This window comes from Phyllobacterium sp. CCNWLW109, assembly GCF_037203905.1.
In the GTDB taxonomy this organism is placed as follows: Bacteria; Pseudomonadota; Alphaproteobacteria; order Rhizobiales; family Rhizobiaceae; genus Phyllobacterium; species Phyllobacterium ifriqiyense.
On record NZ_JBBCBK010000002.1, the window covers coordinates 454,476 to 469,176 of the forward strand.

Here is a 14,701-nt window from a genome sequence, read left to right on the forward strand (position 1 = left end):
GGAAAACCGGCTCTCAGGATCGACAGAAGGCGTCAAATGAACAAAGCCGGAGCAAAGCCGGTTTGGGCAGGTCGGGAATTCCGGCTTGACCCATTCCACCTGCCACAGACAGTAACTTATGCGACACGCGATGATCGCGGCGACATCACCTTCACACTGCATGAACGGGGCGCTGTGGTGAAACGGATTCTTCCAGCCAGCAATCTACCCGTTTCGCTTGCTCTTCCACCATGTGCCTTCCGCGGCGTTACGGCCCGCGCAACGGAAGATGAGCTTGGCGATATCACTGTCACGCTTGAACTCATGCATACGGACCCGCATCTTTCAGTTCCATTGCTTGTCGCCCATGACCTCAACGATGTTGCTGCCGATTGGCGCGCATGGTCGTCAATGTTCAAGCTGCCGATGATGATGGTGGAAGAAGATGGAGTTGCTCGCCAGCTCGACCACAATATTGGCCCCGTCGCTGTTTCTGCTCCGACACCCCGTCGGCAGGGCCGTGAGCCGCGCCGCCGCCGTCCGCGCTTTCTTGCCCGCCGCAAAATGGGCGATCTTGGCCTGCGTCTGGTTATAAGCGGCGAAGAGATTATTGCGCAGGGTTCAAAATAACCCTGCAGCTCTTAAAACATGGGTTTGACCACGGTCCACAGCCCACCGGCGACAAGACCAAGAAAAATCACCCAGCCGACAATAGTGTTGGATTTGAACAGCCGCAGGCATTCATCTGGATTGTCAATGTCGAGTGTCATGATCTGGCGGTACATATGCGCACCTGCCGCCAGGAGACCGGCGACGGCGGGCATAGGAACTTCAGCCACTGCAAAAGCGCCGAGAAAAAGCGCTAGCGCCCCGCCATAAAGAACCATGAGGGCTTCCCGCGTGCGGCTGCCAAACAGCCGCGCAGTAGAGCGCACGCCAACTAGAGCATCATCTTCCTTGTCCTGGTGGGCGTAGATCGTATCATAGCCGATGACCCAAAGGATCGATCCGGCATAAAGCAGGATTGCCGGCCAATCCAATGAGCCGAAATGTGCTGACCAACCGACCAGCGCGCCCCATGAAAACGCCAATCCAAGCACAAATTGCGGCCAGTTGGTTATGCGTTTCATAAATGGATAGATGGCGACAATCGCCAATGATCCGATTGCAAGAATGATGGTAAAAAAGTTTAGCTGAACCACCACCGCAAAACCAACCAGTGCCTGTAGCACCAGAAATATTTTGGCTTGTTTTCTGGTTACCTGATCGGAAGGCAGCGGACGCGAACGTGTCCGCGCCACCTTGTTGTCGATATCCTCATCGGCAAGATCATTATAGGTGCAGCCAGCCCCGCGCATGGCAATTGCCCCGATGAGAAAAAGTATAAGGTGGTAGGGCGAGGGGAGAACGGACCATAATGGCTCGCCGACCTTGGCGCCAGCTGTTGCGGCAAGTGCGGTTGCCCACCAGCACGGCCACAGGAGAAGCCACCATCCGATTGGTCGGTCCCAGCGCGCAAGTTGTGCATAAGGCCAAAGCCAGTTTGGTAAAATGCGATAGACCCAATGACCCGATGGCGCATCGAACACGCGACCACGGCTGTGCCGGGATTGAATATTATCTTTTTCTGTAATCATGATTTGACCTTGCAGCGGTTAACCGCACAGTCAAGCACCCTATGTGCATTTTCAGGGCAAATTCTTATTGCGTGCTTGACCCATGCGCGTCTAAGCCATACCGACACCGCAATAATTCTTTATAGGAGCGGAATTTCGATGAACGTCTTGCTGATAGGTTCCGGCGGTCGCGAGCATGCGCTGGCATGGAAAATGGCCGCTTCTCCCGTCCTGACAAAGCTCTATTGCGCTCCAGGCAATCCCGGCATTGCGAATGTTGCAACATGTGTGGAGCTTGATCCCTCGGATCACGCGCAGATCATTGCCTTTTGCAAAGACAAATCAATCGATTTCGTGGTTGTCGGCCCGGAAGCACCTTTGGTAGCGGGTATTGCAGACGATTTGCGCGCTGAAGGATTTTCCGTGTTCGGACCGTCGAAAGCTGCGGCACGGCTTGAGGGATCGAAGGGATTTACCAAGGATCTCTGTGCGCGTTTCAATATTCCAACAGGTGCCTATCAGCGATTTTCTGAAGCCGATGCCGCAAAAGCATATGTCAGACAGCAGGGCGCTCCCATCGTCGTCAAGGCGGATGGGCTCGCAGCGGGCAAGGGCGTCGTCGTAGCCTTCGAGATTCAGGAGGCGTTGGATGCAGTGGACGCGTGTTTTGAGGGAGCCTTTGGTGGTGCCGGTGCGGAGGTCGTCGTCGAAGAATATCTCGATGGAGAAGAAGCCAGCTTCTTTTGCCTGTGCGACGGAAAAGTCGCGCTGCCATTTGGGACAGCACAGGATCACAAACGTGTTGGTGATGGTGATACGGGGGTCAATACCGGTGGCATGGGAGCCTATTCGCCTGCACCTGTTATGAGCCAGGAAATCATTGACCGCACCATGCGCGAACTAATCGAGCCGACCATGCGCGGCATGGCTGAAATTGGCGCGCCGTTCAGCGGCGTTCTCTTTGCCGGGCTTATGATCACCAAGGATGGTCCGAAGCTGATTGAATATAATACGCGTTTCGGCGATCCGGAAACGCAGGTTCTGATGCTGCGCTTGAAAGATGATCTTCTGTTGCTGCTTAAAGCGGCGGCCGATGGTGCTCTGGACCAGATGTCCGTACGCTGGAGCGATGACGCTGCGTTGACGGTCGTTATGGCAGCAAAGGGCTACCCGACCTCCCCGGAGAAGGGCAGCATCATCAAAGGTGTGGAGGCAGCGGCTGAGGCTGATGCGGTTGAGGTTTTCCACGCAGGCACCACTTTGAAAGATGGTGATCTGGTAGCTAATGGCGGGCGCGTCTTGAATGTGACGGCAAGCGGTAAAACTGTGCAACTCGCCCAAGAAGCAGCTTACAAAGCCATTTCAAAGATCGATTGGCCTGAAGGTTTTTATCGTCGCGATATTGGATGGCGGGCAATTGAACGGGAACGTAGCTAGTCTTCCTATCGTGCAGCGATACAATGTCTGCCGGGTGCTGTCAGAGGCGTCCAGTTCGCGCTGTGGGTTGGCTGTTTCAATCCACGAGCGATAGCTGCAAGGTTTATCGCCTCATTGATATTCATGCTTTTCTGCGGCTTGGTAACAGAAGCAGTCAAGGTTTCATCAATTCCCGTATCCGGTGCAGGGGCGAGCAATTGATGAACACCGGCAATGAGTCCTTCTGTCGTAATAGCGGATTGCGCCAATTCCCATAAAGCCCGGTAGTCAACCAGCGGGACTTCTGCCGCTGCCATAAGAATGTCGTCCTCAGGGTAGGGGCGATTCCCCGGTGTCGGCAGATTGTCCGGCGGAAGAGCACGAACCAACTCGCCCAAAGGCCAGGCGTTTTTTAGCTGGGCAACAGTCATGTCAGCTACGTTTACATCAATGTCGCGATTGGTTCCGGTTGGCCTATAGGGGCAACGCTGCTCGGTGCAATTACTCTGGGATGTAAATTGCCAAAGAGCGTAATCTTGCCAGTTTCCTTTCGGAAAATGCGGAGCGATGTTAGATTCATATCGCGCATACCATAGCTGCAGGCGCGACAAGATCGGAAATTCCAGTCGCCGGTCTGCAATATATTTTGCCGTTGTACCATTGGTATAAAGCACTGGATAGCGACCAGTCCGCAGCTTGATCTGCTCGGCGAAAATCTGCGCGTCTCGTAAGGACATGAAGCGTTCGGGATCATTGTCCTCAATGTCGATTGCGATCAACTCGTCATCGCTTGGTTCGGCATAATCAATAAAATGATTGGCTTGTTCGATCGGATTGCCCGGACGGCCAAGGTGATATGCTCCCCATTTCAGCCCAAGAGTTTTGGCGAGCATGCGACGTGTCTGATAAAGTTCGCGCGAAACCGCATAGTTGCGCCATATGCGCCTGCATAGCTCCTGTTGCATCTCATCGTCGATTCGTTTGCAATGGTAGTTTGCAGGCAGGCCATCGGAACCTTTATGGATGAAGGCTGCTATACGTGGGTCTTTGACGATTTCTGCAAGATTAAATGAATTTTGCTCGTAACCATCAAGTACGATTGCACGCGCTTTATTTGACCAAGGTGTCGTGAACTCGGAAGTAGCCCTCGCACTGCCGTTGAAACACATTCCCAGAAGGGCAGCCGCAAGAGCAGATATGGATCGCCGGGTCGCCAATATATTGCCTCGTAACGGAGTTTCCCAAGATACCAGACGGATGGTGGCCGTAATGGGTTAACATGGTGTTAACCATAGGAGAGCGGCCCATCAGAGATAAATACTTACGTTTACGTAAAAATCCTCTTGCCTTTCGGTACCTGGGAGTTGCAATGTCATCCCGCATCACGATGAGGAGACTGTGATATGTACCGCGCGCCTGTCGAGGATATCGCTCACACTTTAAAAGACATCGCTGGCTTGGCCGCGGCAATGGAGCAGGGCCGTTTCGGCGATCTCTCCGGTGATCTGGTGGATGCTATTCTTGAAGAGGCAGGAAAATTTGCAAGCACACGCGTTGCACCTTTGCTTCAGGTCGGCGACAAGCACGGTACCCCGCTCAAAGATGCTGAAATCAGCATGCCACCCGGTTGGAAGGACGTTTATCAGGAATGGGTTTCCGGCGGATGGAACGCCCTGACCGGCAAGGAAGAGTTCGGCGGCCAAGCCTTGCCGATGATGCTGGCTATTGCGACATTTGAAATGTGGAATTCGGGGTCGATGGCGTTTGGCATCGGGCCGACGCTGACCCTGGGGGCGATCGAGGCGCTGGAAGCGCACGCCACCGAAGAATTGCAGCAGACCTATCTTCCCAAGCTTGTTTCTGGCGAATGGATGGGCACGATGAATTTGACCGAGCCACAGGCGGGCTCCGATGTGGGTGCATTGCGCACGCGTGCTGAACGCGCCGATGACGGCACCTATAGGATCTTTGGCAGCAAGATTTTCATCACCTATGGCGAGCATGATCTTACCGACAATATTATCCATCTGGTCTTGGCGCGTCTGCCTGATGCTCCCGCCGGAACCAAAGGCATTTCGCTGTTTCTGGTGCCCAAATATCTTGTCAACGAGGATGGCTCGCTTGGGGCGCGCAATGATGTGTTCTGCAGCAACATTGAGCATAAGATGGGCATCCATGGCTCGCCCACTTGCACGATGATTTATGGCGATGGCTTTGTGAAAGATCGCGAGGCCGGCGCCATTGGCTGGCTCATCGGCGAGGAAAATCGTGGCCTTGCCTGTATGTTCACGATGATGAACAATGCCCGCCTTGCGGTGGGAATTCAGGGCGTTGCCGTTGCCGAAGCTGCCTATCAGAAAGCGCTGACCTATGCTGAGGATCGCCGCCAGATGCGCGCGCCCGGCTGGAGCGGTGAAGGCATGAGCCCGATCATCGAGCATCCGGACGTGCAGCGCAATCTGCTGACAATGAAGGCTCTCACAGGCGCCGCCCGCTCTATCTCCTACGCCTGCGCTTTTGCCTTGGACATGGCAAAAACGGGCACCATTGAGGAAGCCCGCTATTGGTCTGACCGAGCAAATTTGCTCACGCCAGTAGCCAAGGCCTTCTCAACTGATATCGGAGTCGATGTCGCGTCGATCGGCATTCAGATTCATGGCGGTATGGGCTTTATCGAAGAAACTGGCGCGGCCCAGTTTTTGCGTGATGCGCGGATTGCGCCGATCTATGAAGGCACAAACGGAATTCAAGCCATTGATCTTGTGCAGCGAAAGCTCGCGCTTGGCGGTGGCCAACATATCAAGGGCTATATAGACGAGCTTCGCACCATTGCGGATGCAGTTGCGGCTTCAAACAATCCCATTTTGGGAGAAACGGCAGACCGGTTGCGGGCCGCATTGAACGATTTGGAAGCTACAAGCATATGGTTGCAGGAGACATTGGCAAATAAGCAGATCAGCGAGGCACTTGCCGGTGCAACGCCCTATTTGCGCCTGTTCGGTTTGGCCGCAGGAGCGACCTATCTGGCGAAAGGTGCGCTGGCAGGTGGCGATGATCGTCACAAGGTACTGGCTCGATTTTTTGCGGAAAACCTTCTCAATGAAACCGTCGCTTTGAAAGACCGTGTCCTCAATGGCGCAGCCAGTATGCTCGGCGCGCGCTCCGCTCTCAGCCTTTAAGGAAAGCCTCATGTCAGAACATATTCAGGTCGAACGGCAAGGTGCTGTCCAGATCATCCGGTTCAACCGGCCGGAAAAGAAAAACGCGCTCACCCGCGCCATGTACGCTGCCATGACAAAAGCCTTGGTAGAAGGTGATGGCGATGCAGATATTCGGGCAAATGTGTTTCTTGGTACGCCCGGTGCATTTTCTGCGGGTAATGACTTGCAGGATTTTATGGCTTTTGCCATGTCGGGGCAGATGGGCACTGAGGTGTTTGATTTTCTCATTGCCTTGGCCAATGCAACAAAGCCGCTGTTGGCGGGTGTCGATGGACTGGCGATAGGCATAGGATCAACGATCCATTTCCATTGTGATTTGACGTTTGCGACGCCGCAATCTTTGTTCAAGACGCCATTCGTTGATCTGGGTCTTGTTCCCGAGGCAGCATCAAGCCTTCTTGGTCCGGCACTAATGGGGTCTCAGCGGGCATTTGCTTTTCTTGCCAATGGTGATGGATGGAGTGCGGCTGAAGCAAAGGATGCCGGACTGATCTACAAGGTCGTTGAGGCTGCCGATCTGGAAGCGACTGTTTTGCAAGCCGCAACCGATATCGCTGCCAAGCCACCGGAAGCAATGCGAATAACCCGCGATCTTCTGCGCATGCCCAGGGAATCGGTAGTGGAACGCATGCAGCTTGAAGCAAAGCACTTCAGCGAGCGATTGCAGGCCGACGAGGCCCGCAATGCGATGGTCAATTTCTTCTCGCGCAAGAAGCCTTGAGAAACTTAGGGATAAAGCCTCTCTTTACCCCAATCATCTTTCGGCGTTACACGGCTGAACACCACGCGGTCGTGCAACCGGAAGGGCCTGTCGTGCCAGAACTCAATTGAAGTTGGACGAATACGAAAGCCTGACCAGTATTTTGGACGGGGAATTTCGCCAATCGCATGGCGAGCCGTATATTCGGCGACAGCTTTTTCCAAAGCAAACCGGCTTTCAAGCGGGCGGGACTGTTTTGAAGCCCATGCACCGATGCGGCTGCCGCGTGGGCGTGTTGCATAATATGCGTCGGCTTCTTCGTCGTTCACGATCTCAACCGGTCCCCGAATGCGAACCTGCCGCCGCAAGGTTTTCCAATGAAAACACATGGCTGCCTTCATGGAACCAAGGATTTCAACGCCTTTCTGGCTTTCGAAATTGGTATAAAAAACAAAGCCTTGGGTGTCGAAGTCCTTGAGAAGAACCATGCGGACATTAGGCAACCCATCCTTATCGACTGTTGCAAGCGCCACGGCATTGGGATCGTTTGGCTCGGTTTTTACCGCATCCCCAAGCCATTCATTGAAGAGTGCGAATGGTTCGGATTTTTCGGTGAAGTCATCGGTTGTTAACTTCATTTAATCCATAGTCCCATAGTCATTTCGGATTGACCTTGTTAAAGAGAGGTATGTGTTTGGCGTTTCTATCATCTGATAGCAAGAAGTTGGTTGCAAAAAAACAGCAAGGTTTCGGTGCCCTGAGTGGGTTCGCTGCCGGTGTTTTTGTTTGCATGCTCTCCGGTTGCGCCATGAAGGATTTCAGTATCGAGAAAGCTGTTCCCGACAAGGCGACCATAACCGGTTCTGTCGCCTCTGCACAGCAGGTGGACCCGAAGAGCTCTTCCGATCAGACGACGATACGCAATATTGTTTCGGCGCTCAATTTTACCCAATGGGGCAGCAAACCCTTGCCATGGTCTAACCCGGAAACGGGTAGCCAAGGCACCATTACGGCAATTGCCGAGAAAAAGGATGATACCGGCCTTTGCCGTGAATTCCAGACATCGCGCGAATCATTTGATGGTGTAATGCTCTACAAGGGTGAGACCTGCATGCAAAATGGCGGCCAGTGGGCGTTGAAGTCCTTTGCCCCTATGTAATGCGGGCAATTTGAACTTTGATGTTCTTTTTTGAGTTTAAAAATCTGGAATTTCTTCCTATTTAAGCCCATATAGGCAAAAAGCAATCTGACAACCTGTTCGCATGTCGCGAGGAAGGGCACTCACATGCGCGATCCATATACCGTGCTGGGCGTCGCCAAAACGGCAAAACCAGACGAAATAAAATCGGCGTTCCGCAAGCTCGCCAAGAAATACCATCCTGACCAAAATCAGGATGATCCCAAAGCGCAAGCAAAATTTTCGGAGATCAATCAGGCTTATGAAATTGTCGGCGACAAGGAGCGCCGCGGCCAGTTTGATCGGGGTGAAATTGATAGCGAAGGCAAACAACGTGCTCCGCAAGGCTTCGAGGGCTTTTCAAGCGGTGGCGGAGATCCGTTTGCAGGCTTTGGTGGCAGGCAACGCCCCGGCAATTTCGAGTTTCGCAGTGGAACATCCGGCTTCGGAGCCGAGGATATTTTAAGTAGCCTGTTCGGCGAGACAGCTGGCATGGGCGGCCCACGCCGTGCCGGTCCCCGTAAAGGGGCTGATTTGCAGGCGACAATCGACATTACTTTGGAGCAGGCTGCCGGTGCTGAGAAAGTCGAGGCTGTGTTTCCGAATGGTAAGCGACTGGCGATCAAACTGCCTGCACAGGTGGAAAACGGACAAACGATTCGTCTCAAAGGGCAGGGCGAAGCCGTTCCGGGTGGTACATCTGGTGACGCTTTGGTCACAGTCCGCTTTAAACCGCACGCAAAATTTCGAGTTGAGGGTCGCGACTTGCATGTGGAATTACCTGTAAGCTTGCGCGATGCTGCCCTTGGGTCGCGTCAGGAAGTTGAGACTTTAAGTGGCCGTGTAGCAATGAAAATCGCTCCCTGGACCAGTTCTGACCGTGTTTTAAGGCTGAAAGGCAAGGGGTTGCCTAAAAAACCTGACGGTCATGGCGATCTTTTCGCGCATGTTCGGATCATGCTCCCCGAGGGTGGAGATCCGGCGTTAGAGGCATTTTTACGTCAATCGGAGGTTTGAAAAACCAAATCCACGGTGACAGTGTGCTTGAAGCCCGGCGCGGGCTGTGCGATACCGCACACAATCATAAGTCTCATGAAGGGTTGGTATATGACCGCCAAAACTGGTTTGATGCAGGGTAAACGCGGCCTGATAATGGGTGTCGCCAATAATCGGTCGATCGCCTGGGGCATCGCCAAGGCAGCGCATGATGCCGGCGCCGAACTTGCGTTCACCTATCAGGGCGATGCGCTGAAAAAGCGTGTTGAGCCGCTCGCACAGGAGCTGGATGCTTTTTTGTGCGGCCATTGCGATGTCTCGGATGCTTCAACAATTGACGCATGTTTCGAAGCTCTCGAAAAGCACTGGGGCAAGATAGATTTTCTTGTTCACGCAATTGGTTTTTCTGACAAGGACGAGTTGACCGGCCGTTACGTTGACACGTCTGAAGCAAACTTCACCAAGACCATGCTGATCTCTGTCTATTCGCTGACAGCAGTCGCCAAGCGGGCAGAAAAGCTGATGACGGATGGCGGTTCCATTCTCACGCTGACCTATTACGGCGCTGAAAAAGTTATGCCGAATTACAACGTCATGGGCGTTGCGAAAGCTGCTCTTGAGGCAAGCGTAAAATATCTGGCTGTTGATCTTGGCCCGGATAATATTCGCGTTAATGCGATTTCTGCAGGCCCGATCAAGACGCTTGCCGCTTCCGGTATCGGCGACTTCCGCTACATTCTCAAATGGAACGAGTATAATGCGCCATTGCGCCGTACCGTTACGATTGAGGAAGTCGGTGACGCTGGACTTTACTTCCTTTCGGATTTGTCACGCTCTGTCACAGGCGAGATACATCATGCTGATAGCGGATATCATGTCGTAGGCATGAAGGCCGTCGATGCCCCGGACATATCAGTCGTCAAGGATTAATCTCAAAGTGAACTTGCCTGACACGATTATCTATTTCTCGCGTCACGGCGAGACGGACTGGAATGTGTCTGAACGCATTCAGGGACAGGAAAACATCGATATCAATGCGCGCGGCCGGGCTCAGGCAGACCGCAATGGTGATTTGATGAAGTCCCTCATCGGCGATGGTGAGGGATTTGATTTTGTTGCCAGCCCATTGCGGCGCACGCGCGAGACGATGGAGCGGATACGAACGCGGATGGGCATTGATCCGCATGATTACCGCACTGATCCACGGCTTATGGAAGTGAGTTTCGGCGATTGGCAAGGCTTTATGATCGAAGACATTGCTGCCAAGACGCCGGAACTCGTAACGGCAAGGGCCCGCGACAAATGGAACTTCGTTCCACCTGGAAAAACCGCGGAAAGTTATGCGATTCTTGGCAAGCGTGTTGCCAGCTGGCTATCTGAAGTAAAGGGACCGACGGTATGCGTCACCCATGGCGGCTGCCTGCGCACGATATTTCAGATGATCGAAGGGCTTGACGGCCATGACGCTGCAAATCTTGCCATCACGCAAGATCACATTCTCCGGCTCGAAAACGGCAAGCTTACCTGGATGTAGAACTGCCGTCCTTATTCGGTGGTTTCTTCGATATCGGTGATGAAACGTTCCTTGTTAACAACGTCGAACATCACAGTCACCTTCATGCCTTGTTCAATGACGCTCAGATCGAATTCACCAGGCAGTTTGTAAACCTTGCCATCATCAAGCGTTATCGTGGAATTGTCCTCGTCGATTTTTGTTATTGTGCCTTGCGCATCATCAGCCAATGCACCAACGGGAAAGAGGGACGCGACAAACATAAATGCTGCAACGAAGAACCGCATCTGAGATTTCCTTTATAAACAATATCGACCGAGTAATCAGTCAAGTTAGAACGTCCATTTGTGGCAAAACAATTGCTTTTTTCGTGATGAATGAAGGAATTTGAGGGACGGGTTTGACCACAGGTGTAAACGTCCATAAAACCCCCTGATAAAATGACGGGTAGGCTCATGTCGCATAATACGTTTGGTCATCTTTTCCGTGTTACCACCTGGGGCGAAAGCCATGGCATTGCGCTTGGTTGCGTTGTGGATGGATGCCCTCCCGGCATCTCTTTTACCGAAGCCGAGATCCAGTCCTATCTGGATAAACGCAAGCCTGGGCAATCAAAATACACTACGCAGCGCCGAGAGCCCGATCAAGTGCGCGTGCTTTCCGGTGTTATGCTGCAAGAGGACGGCGTGACTCTGGTTTCGACCGGAACCCCGATCTCGATGATGATCGAAAATACCGATCAGCGTTCGAAGGATTATGGCGATATCGCCCGCCAATACCGCCCCGGCCATGCCGATTATACATATGACGTGAAATATGGCATCCGCGATTATCGCGGTGGCGGGCGCTCATCTGCGCGCGAAACGGCTGCTCGTGTTGCTGCCGGCGCAATTGCCCGCAAGGTTGTGCCCGGACTTGTCGTTCGCGGTGCCTTGGTCAAAATGGGTGTGCATTCGATAGATCACAGCCGCTGGGATTGGGCGGAAATCGACAACAATCCGTTTTTCACACCCGATGCGGGATCTGTGGATACATTCGCCAATTATCTCGACGGCATTCGCAAAGCTGGATCATCGATCGGGGCTGTTATCGAAGTGATTGCCGAGAATGTACCGGCAGGGCTTGGCGCTCCGATCTATGCCAAGCTGGATCAGGACATTGCCAGCTATCTCATGTCCATCAATGCGGTTAAGGGCGTTGAAATTGGCGACGGCTTTCACGCGGCGACACTGACCGGCGAAGAAAATGCCGATGAAATGCGCATGGGCAATGATGGGAACCCGATTTTTCTGTCAAATCATGCGGGCGGCATTCTAGGCGGAATTTCCAGTGGTGCGCCCATTGTGGCGCGTTTTGCGGTCAAACCCACTTCATCGATTTTGACACCTCGTCAAAGCATTGATGCTGATGGAAAACAGGTGGATATCATGACCAAGGGCAGACATGATCCTTGTGTTGGCATCCGGGCAGTTCCCATTGGCGAGGCAATGGTTGCCTGTGCTATCGCTGATCACTATCTCAGACATCGCGGCCAGACCGGACGCATCTAATCAAAGGACTACTCCATGGCCTATAATCAGAAACGGGTCGTCGATGCACTTCGTGCCTTCGAACGTGGCGAAATCGTTGTCGTCATGGATGATGATGGGCGTGAAAACGAAGGCGATCTGATCGTAGCGGCGGTACACTGCACGCCAGAGAAAATGGCGTTCATCGTGCGCCATACATCAGGCATCGTATGCACGCCCATGACACGCGAGCATGCAAAACGCTTGAATCTCGCCCCAATGGTTGCAGACAACGATGCACCCCATTCAACTGCGTTTACAGTTACGGTTGACTATAAGCACGGTACGACCACCGGTATTTCCGCTGAAGACCGCACCCTTACAGCGCGCAACCTGGCAAACCCCAATGCCGGAGCAGTGGATTTTGTGCGCCCCGGACATATCTTCCCGCTGGTTGCGCGTGAAGGTGGTGTTCTTATGCGGTCCGGTCATACGGAAGCAGCAGTGGATTTGTGTAAGCTGGCGGGCTTGCCGCCTGTTGGAGTCATTTGCGAACTGGTGAATGATGATGGAACGGTCATGCGCGGCCCGCAGGTTTCAGGTTTTGCCGAAGCGCATAATCTGCAGCAGGTAACCGTGGCGGATCTCATTGCATACCGCCAGCGCAAGGAAACGCTGATCGAGCGTATCGGCGAATATGAGATCGATACCTGCGCGGGAACCGCAAAAGCTATTACTTATGCGTTGCCGTGGGAGCCGATGCACCACGCTGCTATTGTTTATGGCGACATTCGTGACGGCGAAGATGTTCCAGTGCGCCTGCAGCGTGAAGATGTGCTGAGTGACGTTTTCGGCGCCCGCAACACACTTGATAGCATTATGAATCGTATCGCCGAAGAAAAGCGTGGCGTCATCGTTTATCTGCGCGAGGGCTCTGTGGGTGTCGGCCGAGATGATGACCGCAACCGTGCTTTGCTACAAGAACGTGAAGCGCATGCCGAAGCCCGTGTGCGCGACGAAGAGTGGCGGCAAATCGGACTTGGTGCGCAGATATTGAAAGATCTGGGCATTACATCGATTCGGCTTTTGGCGTCACGTGAGCGTCATTACGTGGGTCTTGAGGGTTTTGGCATCCAGATTACCAAAACCGATATTATTTGATTGCTTTTCTACAATTGCGAAGCCGGCGGCATATTTGCAAGGAATAGTCGCCGGCTTTGCTGTAACCTCGCTGCGAAACGCCACGCTTAGCGAGGAAAGCATTATGACTGCACCCCATCCTTCAAAGACGCATATTGGTAACCACGAACTGCATCCGGAAACCTTGATGCTGAATTACGGTTACGATCCCGAACTGTCGGAAGGGGCGGTTAAGCCGCCCGTATTTCTCACCTCCACATTTGTCTTTAAATCGGCAGAAGAGGGACGCGATTTTTTCGATTTCGTCTCCGGTCGCCGCGAGCCGCCAGCGGGCACCGGCGCTGGTTTGGTCTATTCCCGCTTCAATCACCCAAACAGCGAAATCGTCGAGGATCGGCTTGCCGTCTATGAGCGGACCGAAAGCTGCGCCTTGTTTTCGTCGGGCATGTCAGCAATTGCCACGACATTGCTTGCTTTCGTTCGACCGGGCGATGCAATCTTGCATTCGCAGCCACTCTATGGCGGAACCGAAACGCTGCTGGCCAAGACATTTCTCAATATGGGCGTCGCTGCCATAGGGTTCGCCGATGGTGTTAATGAGGCATCTGTTCAAAGTGCCGCCGATGAGGCTATGAAAAAGGGCCGCGTTTCGGTCATTCTTATTGAGACGCCTGCAAATCCAACCAACAGCCTGGTTGATGTCGCGATGATCCGCCGTATTGCGGAAGCGATCGGCGAAAAGCAGGGCCACCGTCCTGTCATCGCCTGTGACAACACTTTGCTTGGTCCCGTATTTCAACGGCCAATCGAACACGGAGCAGACATCTCGCTCTACTCTTTGACCAAATATGTCGGCGGTCACTCCGATCTCATTGCGGGCGCTGCCCTCGGCTCCAAAGCGGTGATGAAGCAGGTAAAGGCGCTGCGTGGCGCCATTGGAACGCAACTTGATCCCCATTCCTGCTGGATGCTGGGTCGTTCGCTCGAAACTCTCAGCATCCGCATGGAAAAGGCGAACACCAACGCGTTGGCGATAGCTGACTTTTTGCGCGACCACCCAAAGGTCGAGAAGATCCACTATTTGCCTTATCATGCTCCGTCATCGCCGCTGGGCAAAACATTCGCCGCGCAATGTACAGGTGCAGGCTCGACTTTCTCGTTTGATATTCTTGGCGGGCAACCTGCAGCCTTCAAATTCCTCAATGCATTGCAGATATTGAAGCTTGCCGTCAGCCTTGGCGGTACGGAATCGCTCGCCAGTCACCCTGCGACGATGACCCATTCCGGCGTGCCAATTGATGTGCGCCAGCGCATCGGTGTTCTGGATTCGACGATCCGATTGTCCATAGGTATCGAACATCCTGATGATTTGATTGCCGATCTGGCTCATGCCTTGAGTGAGGCATAAAACATAAACTCCCAGGTAGGGCTTGTG

The 14,701-nt window shown here is 53.4% G+C and carries 15 protein-coding genes; 11 read left to right on the forward strand and 4 right to left on the reverse strand.

Annotated features, from left to right (window positions below):
- Positions 1 to 36: 36 nt before the first annotated feature.
- Complete coding sequence (locus V9K92_RS07485; protein WP_115052139.1) at positions 37 to 609, forward strand: DUF6101 family protein; 573 nt, start codon at positions 37 to 39, stop codon at positions 607 to 609.
- Positions 610 to 620: 11 nt separating this feature from the next.
- Here the strand turns inward: V9K92_RS07485 and ubiA are convergent, their stop codons facing one another.
- The gene (gene ubiA / locus V9K92_RS07490; RefSeq protein ID WP_337353682.1) at positions 621 to 1,616 is read right to left on the reverse strand and encodes a 4-hydroxybenzoate octaprenyltransferase; all 996 of its coding nucleotides are present in this window, start codon (positions 1,614 to 1,616) and stop codon (positions 621 to 623) included.
- 138 nt (positions 1,617 to 1,754) lie between these two features.
- Between ubiA and purD the strand changes: the two genes are divergently transcribed.
- Complete coding sequence (gene purD / locus V9K92_RS07495) at positions 1,755 to 3,032, forward strand: phosphoribosylamine--glycine ligase (RefSeq protein ID WP_337353683.1); 1,278 nt, start codon at positions 1,755 to 1,757, stop codon at positions 3,030 to 3,032.
- A 5-nt stretch (positions 3,033 to 3,037) separates the two neighbouring features.
- Here the strand turns inward: purD and V9K92_RS07500 are convergent, their stop codons facing one another.
- Positions 3,038 to 4,228 (reverse strand): glycoside hydrolase family 25 protein, encoded by a 1,191-nt coding sequence (locus V9K92_RS07500; protein WP_337353684.1) that lies wholly within the window; start codon positions 4,226 to 4,228, stop codon positions 3,038 to 3,040.
- A gap of 186 nt (positions 4,229 to 4,414) precedes the next feature.
- Here V9K92_RS07500 and V9K92_RS07505 point away from each other — a divergent pair, with 186 nt between their 5' ends.
- Entirely contained in the window at positions 4,415 to 6,190 is a 1,776-nt protein-coding gene (locus V9K92_RS07505; RefSeq protein WP_337353685.1) for an acyl-CoA dehydrogenase family protein, read from the forward strand.
- A 10-nt stretch (positions 6,191 to 6,200) separates the two neighbouring features.
- Positions 6,201 to 6,953 carry a crotonase/enoyl-CoA hydratase family protein gene (locus V9K92_RS07510; RefSeq protein ID WP_337353686.1) on the forward strand — a complete coding sequence of 251 codons (753 nt, stop codon included), beginning with the start codon at positions 6,201 to 6,203 and terminating at the stop codon, positions 6,951 to 6,953.
- A gap of 5 nt (positions 6,954 to 6,958) precedes the next feature.
- Here the strand turns inward: V9K92_RS07510 and pdxH are convergent, their stop codons facing one another.
- The gene (pdxH, locus tag V9K92_RS07515; RefSeq protein WP_337353687.1) at positions 6,959 to 7,570 is read right to left on the reverse strand and encodes a pyridoxamine 5'-phosphate oxidase; all 612 of its coding nucleotides are present in this window, start codon (positions 7,568 to 7,570) and stop codon (positions 6,959 to 6,961) included.
- Between the two features lie 50 nt (positions 7,571 to 7,620).
- Between pdxH and V9K92_RS07520 the strand changes: the two genes are divergently transcribed.
- The 4 genes from V9K92_RS07520 to V9K92_RS07535 all read left to right on the forward strand — a co-directional run bounded on the left by V9K92_RS07520 (position 7,621) and on the right by V9K92_RS07535 (position 10,639).
- On the forward strand, positions 7,621 to 8,091 hold the full coding sequence (locus tag V9K92_RS07520; protein ID WP_307283289.1) for an RT0821/Lpp0805 family surface protein: 471 nt from the start codon (positions 7,621 to 7,623) through the stop codon (positions 8,089 to 8,091).
- Positions 8,092 to 8,217: 126 nt separating this feature from the next.
- Positions 8,218 to 9,126, forward strand: a complete 909-nt coding sequence (locus tag V9K92_RS07525; RefSeq protein WP_307283291.1) for a J domain-containing protein — start codon at positions 8,218 to 8,220, stop codon at positions 9,124 to 9,126.
- Positions 9,127 to 9,216: 90 nt separating this feature from the next.
- Entirely contained in the window at positions 9,217 to 10,035 is an 819-nt protein-coding gene (fabI, locus tag V9K92_RS07530; protein ID WP_008125268.1) for an enoyl-ACP reductase FabI, read from the forward strand.
- Between the two features lie 13 nt (positions 10,036 to 10,048).
- Complete coding sequence (locus V9K92_RS07535; protein WP_307286424.1) at positions 10,049 to 10,639, forward strand: histidine phosphatase family protein; 591 nt, start codon at positions 10,049 to 10,051, stop codon at positions 10,637 to 10,639.
- 11 nt (positions 10,640 to 10,650) lie between these two features.
- Here the strand turns inward: V9K92_RS07535 and V9K92_RS07540 are convergent, their stop codons facing one another.
- Complete coding sequence (locus V9K92_RS07540; RefSeq protein ID WP_115052131.1) at positions 10,651 to 10,905, reverse strand: DUF1344 domain-containing protein; 255 nt, start codon at positions 10,903 to 10,905, stop codon at positions 10,651 to 10,653.
- Between the two features lie 168 nt (positions 10,906 to 11,073).
- Between V9K92_RS07540 and aroC the strand changes: the two genes are divergently transcribed.
- The 3 genes from aroC (at position 11,074) to V9K92_RS07555 (ending at position 14,674) form a co-directional block, all read left to right on the forward strand.
- Positions 11,074 to 12,168, forward strand: a complete 1,095-nt coding sequence (gene aroC, locus V9K92_RS07545) for a chorismate synthase (RefSeq protein WP_115052130.1) — start codon at positions 11,074 to 11,076, stop codon at positions 12,166 to 12,168.
- Between the two features lie 15 nt (positions 12,169 to 12,183).
- Positions 12,184 to 13,287, forward strand: a complete 1,104-nt coding sequence (gene ribB / locus V9K92_RS07550) for a 3,4-dihydroxy-2-butanone-4-phosphate synthase (protein WP_115052128.1) — start codon at positions 12,184 to 12,186, stop codon at positions 13,285 to 13,287.
- 103 nt (positions 13,288 to 13,390) lie between these two features.
- Positions 13,391 to 14,674: a cystathionine gamma-synthase family protein gene (locus V9K92_RS07555; RefSeq protein WP_115052126.1), complete on the forward strand. Its 1,284-nt coding sequence runs from the start codon at positions 13,391 to 13,393 to the stop codon at positions 14,672 to 14,674.
- Positions 14,675 to 14,701 lie beyond the last annotated feature (27 nt).

Excerpts from the sequence above, each read along its gene's own strand:
- V9K92_RS07520 (WP_307283289.1), top strand. The coding sequence starts at position 7,621 with ATGTGTTTGGCGTTTCTATCATCTGATAGCAAGAAGTTGGTTGCAAAA.
- V9K92_RS07510 (WP_337353686.1), top strand. The coding sequence starts at position 6,201 with ATGTCAGAACATATTCAGGTCGAACGGCAAGGTGCTGTCCAGATCATC.
- aroC (WP_115052130.1), top strand. The coding sequence starts at position 11,074 with ATGTCGCATAATACGTTTGGTCATCTTTTCCGTGTTACCACCTGGGGC.
- V9K92_RS07555 (WP_115052126.1), top strand. The coding sequence starts at position 13,391 with ATGACTGCACCCCATCCTTCAAAGACGCATATTGGTAACCACGAACTG.
- ubiA (WP_337353682.1), bottom strand. The coding sequence starts at position 1,616 with ATGATTACAGAAAAAGATAATATTCAATCCCGGCACAGCCGTGGTCGC.
- V9K92_RS07505 (WP_337353685.1), top strand. The coding sequence starts at position 4,415 with ATGTACCGCGCGCCTGTCGAGGATATCGCTCACACTTTAAAAGACATC.
- V9K92_RS07485 (WP_115052139.1), top strand. The coding sequence starts at position 37 with ATGAACAAAGCCGGAGCAAAGCCGGTTTGGGCAGGTCGGGAATTCCGG.
- fabI (WP_008125268.1), top strand. The coding sequence starts at position 9,217 with ATGACCGCCAAAACTGGTTTGATGCAGGGTAAACGCGGCCTGATAATG.
- ribB (WP_115052128.1), top strand. The coding sequence starts at position 12,184 with ATGGCCTATAATCAGAAACGGGTCGTCGATGCACTTCGTGCCTTCGAA.
- V9K92_RS07540 (WP_115052131.1), bottom strand. The coding sequence starts at position 10,905 with ATGCGGTTCTTCGTTGCAGCATTTATGTTTGTCGCGTCCCTCTTTCCC.
- purD (WP_337353683.1), top strand. The coding sequence starts at position 1,755 with ATGAACGTCTTGCTGATAGGTTCCGGCGGTCGCGAGCATGCGCTGGCA.
- V9K92_RS07525 (WP_307283291.1), top strand. The coding sequence starts at position 8,218 with ATGCGCGATCCATATACCGTGCTGGGCGTCGCCAAAACGGCAAAACCA.
- pdxH (WP_337353687.1), bottom strand. The coding sequence starts at position 7,570 with ATGAAGTTAACAACCGATGACTTCACCGAAAAATCCGAACCATTCGCA.